We start from the raw sequence: 12,719 nt of genomic DNA, 5'->3' as shown, positions 1-12,719 counted from the left end.
AATATTTATTGATCATTTATTATTTTAATAAAATCTTCTTCTATATCAATTTATTATTAATGTTTGTTAATTCACTCAATTTTAAACCGATAAACTAATTAGTTATGGGGTGGTCTATGAAAAGAGGAGTAACAATGAATAATAATTACAATAGTGTTAATTTTATTAAAATATCAAAAAAAGCATTGGTTAGATATCACTCGGATTTATCTATTGCTATGACTTCTATTTGCTTAGTGATAAGTTCTTTATCCCATATAGCACTAGCTAGCCTATCCATTTCTTCTGCCAATACTATTCGTGGGGAAGCGCCACAAATTTTACCAACAGCAGATGATAAAATTTTAGATGGAATTCAATTTAAATTAAAAGTAGCAGATGGGCAAAATCTGACCTTTACTCCTGGTTCATTAGAAGAGATACATGTTGCTTTTAATGTTTCGCCTAATGACTATACTTTTGATGTGGATTTGTCTGATTTGGCCGTTGGGGATATTTATGATAATGATGGAGATACTCTAGCTTCGACGAAAGGATTTGTTATTGACAGTATCACTGCGGAATGGACGGATAGTAATAGTAAAAGTTTAGATGCGAATTCACAAAAAGCGTTAGGTAGCAATTTATGTAATAATGATGGTTATAAAGGCGATGCATCGGTTAAAGTTACGGTTAATTTTCATGCCGTGACTGAATATGGCGACCCGAAAGTGTCTGATATACGAGAAGTGTCAAAAACTTTTAAAATCAAACCCGATGATGGATTATGTTATATTCAGCCCGGTGTATTGGCATTAAATATTCCAAATGGTTGGCCGGAAGGTAATAATTATCTTGATGCGGGAAGTAATATGGTAAATAGAACTGATGCCTATGATGCCAGTCAATTTATTCCCCATAAAGGATTTATCGTGTCGGCAAAAAGTAATAACGGAAAAAGTTTCCCGACAACTGCATTTCCTGAGGCGCGATTTAGATTGGTGCCTTTAAATACCATTCCAAGTTATTCTTATACCATTGTTAATAATCCTAATTCTGCTTTGATAAGTACCAGTCGTAATTTCGCTCCAAATACACAGAGCGAATTTAAATTTACTGATAATGTGCCGGCAGTAGGTGAGAATTTTGTTATTGCTGTTACTAACAACGATACGAAAGCCACCTTCACTTATACTTTTTCTTTAGAGCATTGGTTCTACCCTTATAAGGGAGATAGTATGTGGATGCCATGGAATAAAGCTCAGGATTTTTGTACAAGCAATGGTGATCGCCTACCAACAAGATCAGAACTGTCTAACTCGGTTTATGCATATGGTGATTTTACCGATCTAGATAATGTAGGTTATTATGCAAAAAATAATGGTTATAAAAGAGCAATTGGCGATAGTTTAACAGGAGAATGGGGTAAACTGTATTATTATGCACCGTTGGATAAAATCGGTCGTGATATGATGAATGGTATCAATGACTTACAACCCTTTTTCCTATATGAATACTATTTTACCAGTGAAAAAGGCCCAAGAAATACAAGATATTACAGTGTTGGTTCGGTTGAAGGAAATGTTATTATTGACCCTGATTATGCCTATGCTATTTGTGTGAAATATTAATTACAGTCTAACTTAATTTTTTGTCATTTTATTTGCTATACATTGAAAATAATTGTTGCAATTTTACTCTATTTATAGCAAAATGTCGCCCTTATTTAACTTAGGGGAGCTTTCTGTTATCGGTTTAACAGGGCGATTGTACCCGAGAAAAGGAACAAAAAATGGCAAAGAAAGTCCAAGCTTACATCAAGCTGCAAGTGGCAGCTGGTGCTGCAAATCCTAGTCCACCAGTTGGTCCAGCACTTGGTCAACATGGTGTTAACATCATGGAATTTTGTAAAGCATTTAATGCAAAAACAGAAGGTTTAGAAAAAGGTTTACCAACACCTGTTGTAATTACCGTTTATTCTGATCGTTCATTCACTTTTATTACTAAAACACCTCCAGCAGCAGTATTATTGAAAAAGGCTGCTAATATCAAGTCTGGTTCTGGTGAACCAAACAAGAAAAAAGTTGGTAAAGTAACAAGCGCGCAGATTCGTGAAATTGCTGAAACGAAAGCTGCGGACATGAATGGTGCAACTATTGAGACAATGATGCGTTCTATAGAAGGAACTGCTCGCTCAATGGGTCTGGAAGTGGAGGGTTAATTAATGGCTAAATTATCTAAAAAGGCTAAACTTATCCGCGAAAAAGTTGATGCAACTAAACAATATGAAATTAATGACGCTATCGCTTTATTAAAAGAGCTAGCAACAGCAAAATTCACTGAAAGTGTTGACGTATCGGTTAATTTAGGTATTGATGCGCGTAAATCTGATCAAAATGTACGCGGTGCTATTGTATTACCAAATGGTACTGGTCGTAGCGTTCGGGTTGCGGTATTTACCCAAGGAGCTAATGCTGAAGCAGCTAAAGAAGCTGGTGCCGAATTAGTGGGTATGGAAGATCTTGCTGAACAAATCAAAAAAGGTGAAATGAACTTCGATGTTGTTATCGCTTCACCTGATGCAATGCGTATCGTTGGTCAATTAGGTCAAATCTTAGGGCCACGCGGCTTAATGCCAAACCCGAAAGTGGGTACCGTAACTCCTAACGTTGCTGAAGCTGTAAAAAATGCTAAAGCTGGTCAAGTACGTTACCGTAATGACAAAAATGGTATTATTCATACCACTATCGGTAAAGTTGATTTTAATGCTGAACAGTTAAAAGGCAATTTAGAAGCGCTACTTGTGGCATTAAAAAGAGCTAAACCAGCATCTTCTAAAGGTGTATTTATTAAGAAAGTTAGCCTTTCTACCACTATGGGTGCAGGTGTGGCTATCGATCAAACTAGCTTAAGTGCATCAGTTTAATTTTTCTTAATTACATAAGAATCGGTTGGTGTCTGGCCTAATCCAGACCCCGTCCAAGACCGTAGGTGTGATTAAATTAATGACTTAATATCCTACGTAGACGGTGACAGAACCTAAACGTTATTTTGATTAGATATATATAGTTGAATTAACAGGACTCTGCTCACCGTAACAACGCTAATTATTAAATGATCTGATGTGATTTTAGTAGTTAGTACAGTGAGTCTAGGTGTAAACCTAGTTTAATTCAGGAGCAAAACTAATGGCATTAAATCTTCAAGATAAGCAAGCAATTGTTGCTGAAGTTAACGAAATTGCCAAAGGTGCGCTTTCTGCAGTCGTTGCGGATTCTCGTGGCGTGACTGTAGAAAAAATGACAGCATTACGTAAATCAGCTCGTGAAGCTGGCGTTTATATGCGTGTGGTTCGTAACACCTTATTACGTCGCGTAGTTGAAGGTACTCCTTATGAGTGCTTAAAAGATACGTTTGTTGGTCCTACTCTTATTGCATTTTCAAATGAGCACCCAGGTGCAGCAGCACGTCTTTTCAAAGCGTTTGCTAAAGAAAATGAAAAATTTGAGATTAAAGCAGCAGCCTTTGAAGGTGAGTTAATTACTGCGGCAAATATCGACCGCTTAGCAACTTTACCAACTTACGAAGAAGCATTAGCTCGCTTGATGTCGACCATGAAAGAAGCCGCAGCTGGCAAATTGGCTCGTACTCTGGCAGCAGTTCGCGATCAAAAACAAGAAGCTGCATAATTTTATTGATAAAATTGCAGTTAGTTTTAATTGGGAACAGTTAACAATTTAAAAATTCTAAATTTAGGAAACTATATTATGTCTATCACTAAAGAACAAATTTTAGATGCAGTTGCTGAAATGTCTGTAATGGACGTTGTTGAACTAGTATCAATGATGGAAGAAAAATTTGGTGTTTCTGCAGCTGCAGCAGTTGCTGTCGCAGCAGCAGGTCCAGCAGAAGCAGCTGAAGAAAAAACTGAATTCGACGTTATCTTAAAAGACGTTGGTGGTAATAAAGTAGCTGTAATCAAAGCGGTACGTGGTGCAACTGGTTTAGGCTTGAAAGAAGCTAAAGATCTTGTTGAATCAGCGCCCGCTACTGTTAAAGAAGCTGCAAGCAAAGATGATGCTGAAGCACTTAAAAAAGCGCTTGAAGAAGCAGGTGCAGTTGTCGAACTTAAATAAGTTTGATACAAAATATGCAGCCTAATAAGGCTGATGGCTGGTGGTTTTTACCTCCAGCCTTTTTGCGCTGTAAAGGCGTGAAAAAAGAAATTGTATATAGCTATAGATTTAATGAATGTATAGTTAAGAACCTAATCAATTGATATTTATAAATATTTCGAGCAGGTGTCAGATTTAATTAGTCGATAATTAGGGTCTGATGAATATTTAATAAAGCCGTTTTGATAGTAAATTATTATTAACGGCCGATCAGCAAGTTGAGGAACTAATGGTTTACTCCTATACCGAGAAAAAACGAATTCGTAAGAATTTTGGTAAACGTCCACAAGTGTTGGATATACCCTATCTTCTTTCTATTCAACTTGATTCGTTCCAGAAGTTTATTGACCAAGATCCAGAAGGTCAATATGGTTTAGAAGCCGCTTTTCGTTCAATCTTTCCTATAAAAAGTTATAGTGGTAATGCAGAACTTCAATATGTCTCTTTCAAAATGGGTGAACCTGTTTTTGATGTAAAAGAGTGCCAAATTAGAGGGATTACTTATTCTGCACCATTACGCGTGAAATTACGTTTAGTTATCTTTGATAAAGATGCGCCAGAAGGCACAGTAAAAGATATCAAAGAACAAGATGTTTATATGGGCGAAATTCCTTTAATGACTGATAATGGAACATTCGTTATTAATGGTACTGAACGGGTAATTGTTTCTCAGTTACATCGTAGTCCTGGTGTGTTCTTTGATAGCGATAAAGGTAAAACTCATTCATCTGGAAAGGTGTTGTATAATGCAAGAATTATTCCTTATCGCGGTTCATGGTTAGACTTTGAATTTGATCCTAAAGATAATTTATTTGCCCGTATTGACCGTCGTCGTAAACTTCCTGCAACGATTATTTTAAGAGCGTTAGGTTTTACTACTCAAGAAATTTTAGACATTTTCTTTGATAAAACAGTATTTGAAGTTGCAAAATCAAAATTAAAAATGGAACTTATTCCAGAACGACTACGTGGTGATACAGCACTTTTTGATATTGAATCAAAAGGTCAAGTTTATGTTGAGAAAGGTCGTCGTATTACCGCTAGACATATTCGTCAGCTAGAAAAAGATAGCGTAACGAAAATTGATGTGCCTGTCGAATATATTATCGGTAAAGTTCTGGCAAAAGATTATCTAAATGAAACAACTGGTTCGGTTATTGCGTTAGCAAATACACCAATTTCACTGGAATTATTAGCAGAATTAACCAGTGCTGGTTACAAAAAAATTGAGACATTATTTACCAATGATTTAGATCATGGAGCATTTATATCTGAGACGTTAAATGTCGACCCAACTCAAGATCAGTTAGGTGCATTAGTTGAAATTTATCGTATGATGCGTCCAGGTGAGCCACCAACGAAAGAAGCAGCAGAATCGTTATTTGAAAACTTATTCTTTACTGAAGAACGATATGATCTGTCAGCTGTAGGGCGAATGAAGTTTAATCGTTCACTAAACCGCGATGATATTGAAGGTAGTAGTGTTTTAACCAAAGAAGACATTATTGAAGTGATGAAAAAACTTATCGCCATCCGTAATGGTCATGGTGACGTAGATGATATCGATCACCTAGGTAATCGTCGTATCCGAAGTGTTGGTGAAATGGCAGAAAACCAATTCCGTATTGGTTTAGTACGTGTTGAAAGAGCGGTAAAAGAGCGTTTATCTCTTGGCGATCTCGATGCGTTAATGCCACAAGATATGATTAATGCTAAACCGATTTCAGCCGCGATTCGCGAATTCTTTGGTTCGAGCCAATTATCGCAATTTATGGATCAAAATAATCCATTATCTGAAATTACCCACAAACGTCGTATTTCGGCACTGGGTCCAGGTGGTTTAACGCGTGAACGTGCAGGATTTGAAGTTCGTGACGTACATCCTACTCACTATGGTCGAGTATGTCCGATTGAAACCCCTGAAGGTCCAAATATCGGTTTAATTAACTCTCTTGCAGTTTATTCACGTACTAATGAATACGGTTTTCTAGAAACACCATACCGTAAAGTGGTTGACGGTGTGGTAACCGATGAAATTGATTACTTATCAGCAATCGATGAAAGTAGCTATGTCATCGCGCAGGCGAACTCAAATTTAGATGATAATGGTCGCTTTAAAGAAGATTTAGTGACATGTCGTTTAAATGGTGAATCAGGCTTATATAGTCCTGAACAAATTAACTATATGGACGTTTCGACTCAACAGATCGTTTCTGTGGGGGCATCGTTAATTCCATTCCTTGAACACGATGATGCGAACCGAGCATTGATGGGTGCAAACATGCAACGTCAGGCAGTACCAACGCTGAAAGCGGAAAAACCATTTGTTGGTACGGGGATGGAACGTGCTGTAGCTGTTGACTCCGGCGTCGCTGTGGTTGCCAAACGGGGCGGCAGTGTTCAATATGTTGATGCATCACGTATTGTTGTGAACGTTAACCGTGATGAAATGTATGCTGGTGAAGCAGGCATTGATATTTATAATTTAACTAAATACACTCGCTCAAACCAAAATACTTGTATTAACCAAATTCCTTGCGTTGAATTAGGGGAAAAAGTTGAACGTGGTGATGTATTAGCCGATGGTCCATCAACTGACTTAGGTGAATTAGCACTTGGTCAAAATATGCGTGTGGCATTTATGCCGTGGAATGGTTATAACTTTGAGGATTCGATCTTAGTTTCTGAAAAAGTGGTACAAGATGACCGTTTTACTTCGATTCATATTCAAGAATTATCTTGTGTGTCACGCGATACTAAATTAGGTGCTGAAGAAATTACTGCTGATATTCCAAATGTGGGTGAAGCAGCGTTATCTAAACTTGACGAATCTGGTATCGTTTATATCGGTGCGGAAGTAAAAGGTGGTGATATTCTGGTTGGTAAGGTAACACCAAAAGGTGAAACACAATTAACCCCAGAAGAAAAATTATTACGTGCCATTTTTGGTGAAAAAGCATCAGATGTTAAAGATACCTCATTACGTGTACCAAATGGGGTTTCAGGTACGGTAATTGACGTACAAGTATTTACGCGTGATGGTGTTGCGAAAGATAAACGTGCTTTGCAAATCGAAGATATGCAATTGAAACAAGCACGTAAGGATTTGACAGAAGAGTTCAAAATCCTCGAAGCTGCACTTTTTGCACATATCAAAGATGTTTTAATTTCTGGTGGTATTGAAGCTAGTAAACTTGAAATGTTATCACATGATAAATGGTTAACAATCGGTTTAGCAGATGAAAGCAAACAGGGACAACTTGAACAATTAGCGGCTCAGTATGATGAAATCAGAGCTGATTTCGATAAGAAACTGGAAGCTAAACGTATGAAAATTACCCAAGGTGATGATTTACAACCTGGTGTACTGAAGATTGTTAAAGTATATCTAGCGGTTAAACGTCAAATCCAACCGGGTGATAAAATGGCAGGACGTCATGGGAATAAAGGGGTTATTTCTAAAATTAACCCAATTGAAGATATGCCATATGATGACAAAGGTCGACCAGTGGACATCGTGTTGAACCCATTAGGGGTACCATCGCGTATGAATATCGGTCAGATTTTAGAAACTCACTTAGGTATGGCGGCAAAAGGTATTGGTCAGAAGATCGATGCAATGCTGAAAGAACAGCAAGAGTTAGCTAAATTAAGAGAGTTTATCCAAAAAGCTTATGATTTAGGATTAGGTGCAGCTCAGAAAGTTAATGTTGCTGAGTTTACCGATGAAGAAGTCATGACGTTGGCACAAAATCTGCGTAATGGTATGCCATTGGCGACGCCAGTATTTGATGGAGCTAAAGAAGCAGAAATTAAATCATTGTTAGAATTAGGTGATTTACCAACTTCAGGTCAAATTACCTTATATGATGGTCGTACAGGTGAGAAATTTGAACGTCCAGTAACCGTGGGTTACATGTATATGTTAAAACTCAATCACCTTGTTGATGACAAGATGCATGCTCGTTCAACCGGTTCTTATAGTCTGGTTACCCAACAACCATTGGGCGGTAAAGCTCAATTTGGTGGTCAACGTTTCGGTGAGATGGAAGTATGGGCGCTTGAAGCTTACGGCGCAGCTTACACATTACAAGAAATGCTGACAGTGAAATCGGATGACGTGAACGGACGTACTAAGATGTATAAAAATATTGTAGATGGTGATCATCGTATGGAACCAGCGATTCCAGAATCATTTAACGTATTGTTAAAAGAAATCCGATCGCTTGGTATCAATATCGAATTAGATGAAGAATAATCACATCCAGTTATAAGATTGCTATTTATATGGGAGATGGTAATTATGCCATCCCCCAGTTGGTTTAACTCCATAGGAGCCAATTCGTGAAAGACTTATTAAAGTTTCTAAAAGCGCAGACAAAAACTGAAGAGTTTGATGCTATTAAAATTGGACTAGCCTCACCAGATATGATCCGCTCGTGGTCATTTGGTGAAGTTAAAAAACCAGAAACCATTAATTACCGTACTTTTAAACCGGAACGTGATGGTTTATTCTGTGCCAGAATTTTTGGTCCGGTAAAAGACTATGAATGTTTATGTGGTAAATATAAACGTTTAAAACACCGTGGTGTAATTTGTGAAAAATGTGGCGTTGAGGTTACTCAAGCTAAAGTACGTCGTGAACGTATGGGACACATCGAATTAGCATCACCAACTGCCCATATTTGGTTTTTAAAATCTTTACCATCTCGTATCGGTTTGTTATTAGATATGCCATTACGTGATATAGAGCGTGTGCTTTATTTTGAATCATTTATGGTGCTTGATGGTGGAATGACTAACCTTGATCGTGGTCAAATCCTTACTGAAGAGCAGTATTTAGATGCCCTTGAAGAGTTTGGTGATGAGTTTGATGCACGTATGGGTGCCGAAGCGATTCAAGAGCTATTACGTAATTTGGATCTGGATGCAGAGTGTGAAGCATTACGCGATGAACTACTCACTACAAATTCAGAAACTAAACGTAAAAAGTTAACAAAGCGTATCAAAATTTTAGAAGCATTTATCCAATCTGAAAATAAACCAGAATGGATGATTTTAAACGTGTTACCCGTATTACCACCCGATTTGCGTCCATTAGTACCATTGGATGGTGGTCGTTTTGCAACGTCTGATTTAAATGATTTATATCGTCGTGTGATCAACCGTAATAACCGTTTAAAACGTTTACTTGATTTAGCTGCGCCAGATATTATTGTGCGTAACGAAAAACGGATGTTACAAGAATCTGTTGACGCATTATTAGATAATGGTCGTCGTGGTCGGGCAATTACAGGTTCTAACAAACGTCCATTAAAATCGCTCGCCGATATGATTAAAGGTAAGCAAGGTCGTTTTCGTCAAAACTTACTGGGTAAACGTGTTGACTATTCAGGCCGTTCAGTTATTACTGTTGGTCCTTACTTACGTCTACATCAATGTGGTTTACCGAAGAAAATGGCACTTGAACTATTTAAGCCATTTATTTACGGTAAGTTAGAACGTCGTGGTTATGCAACAACCATTAAAGCGGCGAAAAAAATGGTAGAACGTGAAGATGCGATTGTTTGGGATATCTTAGATGAAGTAATCCGTGAACATCCGGTATTATTAAACCGTGCACCAACGCTCCACCGTTTAGGTATTCAAGCATTTGAACCGATTTTGATTGAAGGTAAAGCGATTCAGTTGCATCCATTAGTTTGTGCTGCATTCAATGCTGACTTCGATGGTGACCAAATGGCGGTGCATGTACCGTTAACGCTTGAAGCTCAGATCGAAGCGCGTGCGTTAATGATGTCAACCAATAACATCTTATCACCAGCAAGTGGTGAACCAATTATTGTACCATCACAAGACGTTGTATTAGGTCTTTACTATATGACACGTGATAAAGTTAATGCCAAAGGTGAAGGTATGGTATTAACTGGACCGAAAGAAGCAGAAAAACTTTATCGTTTAGGTGAAGCAGAGCTGCATGCACGTGTTAAAGTGCGTATTGTCGAACATCATCGTAATAGTGCAGGTGAATGGGAAGCATCGACATCATTAGTTGATACGACAATTGGTCGGGCGATACTATGGTTAATTATGCCAAAAGGTTTACCGTTCTCAGTAGTCAATCAACCATTAGGTAAAAAAGCGATTTCGAAAATATTGAATGTTTGCTATCGCCAATTGGGCATGAAAGAGACGGTCATTTTAGCTGACCAAGTAATGTATACTGGTTTTGCTTATGCTGCTCGTTCAGGTGTATCAGTTGGTATTGATGATATGGAAATCCCTGCTAAAAAAGCAGAGATTATTCGTGAAGCAGAAGTTGAAGTAGCTGAAATTCAGGAACAATTCCAATCAGGTTTAGTTACGGCCGGTGAACGTTACAATAAAGTTATCGATATTTGGGCGGCAGCCAATGAACGCGTTGCGAAAGCGATGATGGATAACTTGTCCACTGAAAAAGTAATAAACCGAGAAGGTAAAGAAGAAGCACAATCTTCATTCAATAGTATTTATATGATGGCCGATTCTGGTGCGCGTGGCTCTGCTGCACAGATTCGTCAGCTAGCTGGTATGCGTGGCTTGATGGCAAAACCAGATGGTTCGATCATCGAAACACCTATTACGGCAAACTTCCGTGAAGGCTTGAACGTATTACAGTACTTTATCTCGACTCATGGTGCACGTAAAGGTCTTGCCGATACTGCATTAAAAACCGCGAACTCAGGTTACTTAACCCGTCGTTTAGTTGACGTGGCACAAGATTTAGTCGTTATTGAAGATGATTGTGGCACTCATGAAGGTGTGGTAATGACACCCGTTATCGAAGGTGGAGATGTTAAAGAACCACTTCGTGAGCGTGTTCTTGGTCGAGTGACCGCTGAAGATGTATTAAAACCAGGTTCAGCTGATATTCTGATCCCACGTAATACATTACTTGATGAAAGTTTTTGCGACTTATTAGAAGCAGAATCAATCGACAGTGTTAAAGTACGTTCAGTTGTATCGTGTAATACTGATTTTGGTGTGTGTGCGAAATGTTATGGCCGTGACTTGGCGCGTGGTCATATTGTTAACAAAGGTGAAGCAATCGGTGTTATTGCTGCGCAATCAATCGGTGAACCTGGTACACAGTTAACCATGCGTACGTTCCATATCGGTGGTGCGGCATCGCGAGCAGCAGCAGAATCAAGCGTACAAGTTAAAAATAACGGTAACGTTAAATTAGCTAATGCGAAATTTGTTATTAACCCAGATAAGAAACTGGTTATTACGTCTCGAAATGTAGAACTAACTGTTGTCGACGATTTAGGTCGTATGAAAGAAACGTATAAAGTGCCTTACGGTGCGATTTTGACCAAAGGTAATGGTAGCGCAGTTAAAGCTGGTGAAACTGTCGCAAATTGGGATCCGCATACCATGCCAGTTGTTTCTGAAGTACAAGGCTTTGTAAAATTTGTTGACATGATTGATGGGCAATCCATTACCCGTCAAACCGATGAATTAACTGGGCTATCTTCAATCGTTGTACTTGATGTTGCTGAAAGAACATCACTTGGTAAAGATTTACGTCCAGCGATTAAAATTATCGATAAACAAGGTAATGATGTATTTGTAACCGGCTCAGAAATGCCAGCACAATACTTTTTACCAGGTAAGGCGTTAGTTCAATTAGAAGATGGTGCTGAAATTAATATCGGTGATGTATTAGCGCGTATTCCGCAAGCTTCGGTAGGAACCAAAGATATTACCGGTGGTCTACCTCGTGTTGCTGATCTATTTGAAGCACGTAAACCAAAAGAGCCAGCAATTTTGGCTGAGGTTGATGGTATAGTTTCATTTGGTAAAGAAACGAAAGGTAAACGTCGTCTTGTAATTAGTCCTGCAGATGGTAGCGAGCCATACGAAGAGATGATTCCTAAGTGGCGTCAGCTTAACGTATTTGAAGGTGAGCACGTGCAACGTGGTGATGTGATTTCTGATGGTCCTGAATCACCGCATGATATTTTACGTTTACGTGGTGTGAATGCGGTCACGCGTTACATTGTGAATGAAGTTCAAGAAGTTTATCGTTTGCAAGGTGTTAAGATCAATGATAAACATATTGAAGTGATTGTTCGTCAGATGCTACGTAAAGCAACAATTATCAATCCAGGTGATTCACGCTTATTAGAAGGTGAACAACTTGAAGTGTCACGTATTAAGATTATTAATCGCGAACTTGAAGCACAAGGTAAAGAACCTGCGACTTATTTACATGATTTATTAGGTATCACTAAAGCATCATTGACTACTGAATCATTTATCTCTGCGGCATCATTCCAGGAAACAACACGAGTGTTAACGGAAGCGGCAGTAGCTGGTAAAAATGATGAATTACGTGGGCTTAAAGAAAATGTTATTGTCGGTCGACTTATTCCAGCAGGAACAGGTTACGCTTATCATAAAGAGCGTTTACGTAAACGTGCTGTAGCGATTGATGGGAATGAACAAGAAGTCACCACAATCACCGCTGAGGAAGCAACAGCAAATTTAGCTGAATTATTAAATTCAACTGACGACGTTTAA

7 protein-coding genes are annotated in these 12,719 nt (G+C 38.4%); all 7 read left to right on the top strand.

From position 1 onward, the window contains the following. Positions 1-134: 134 nt before the first annotated feature. The 7 genes from JMI89_RS10560 (at position 135) to rpoC (ending at position 12,719) form a co-directional block, all read left to right on the top strand. A complete protein-coding gene (locus JMI89_RS10560) occupies positions 135-1,610 on the top strand; it encodes a hypothetical protein (RefSeq protein WP_220680040.1) in 1,476 nt (491 codons plus the stop codon). 161 nt (positions 1,611-1,771) lie between these two features. Then, entirely contained in the window at positions 1,772-2,200 is a 429-nt protein-coding gene (gene rplK, locus JMI89_RS10555) for a 50S ribosomal protein L11 (protein ID WP_187756061.1), read from the top strand. Between the two features lie 3 nt (positions 2,201-2,203). Next, positions 2,204-2,905, top strand: coding sequence for a 50S ribosomal protein L1 (rplA, locus tag JMI89_RS10550; protein ID WP_187756060.1), 702 nt, complete (start codon positions 2,204-2,206; stop codon positions 2,903-2,905). A 262-nt stretch (positions 2,906-3,167) separates the two neighbouring features. Further along, entirely contained in the window at positions 3,168-3,668 is a 501-nt protein-coding gene (gene rplJ / locus JMI89_RS10545; RefSeq protein ID WP_187756059.1) for a 50S ribosomal protein L10, read from the top strand. Between the two features lie 78 nt (positions 3,669-3,746). Next, positions 3,747-4,115 (top strand): 50S ribosomal protein L7/L12, encoded by a 369-nt coding sequence (rplL, locus tag JMI89_RS10540; protein WP_187756058.1) that lies wholly within the window; start codon positions 3,747-3,749, stop codon positions 4,113-4,115. A 268-nt stretch (positions 4,116-4,383) separates the two neighbouring features. Beyond that, a complete protein-coding gene (gene rpoB / locus JMI89_RS10535) occupies positions 4,384-8,412 on the top strand; it encodes a DNA-directed RNA polymerase subunit beta (RefSeq protein ID WP_187756057.1) in 4,029 nt (1,342 codons plus the stop codon). Positions 8,413-8,498: 86 nt separating this feature from the next. Then, positions 8,499-12,719, top strand: coding sequence for a DNA-directed RNA polymerase subunit beta' (gene rpoC / locus JMI89_RS10530; protein WP_187756056.1), 4,221 nt, complete (start codon positions 8,499-8,501; stop codon positions 12,717-12,719).

Source organism: Frischella sp. Ac48, from assembly GCF_019641635.1.
Lineage (GTDB): Bacteria > Pseudomonadota > Gammaproteobacteria > Enterobacterales > Orbaceae > Frischella > Frischella japonica.
Note: the sequence above shows the minus strand (reverse complement) of the source record. Positions and strands in the feature narration are given on the sequence as shown.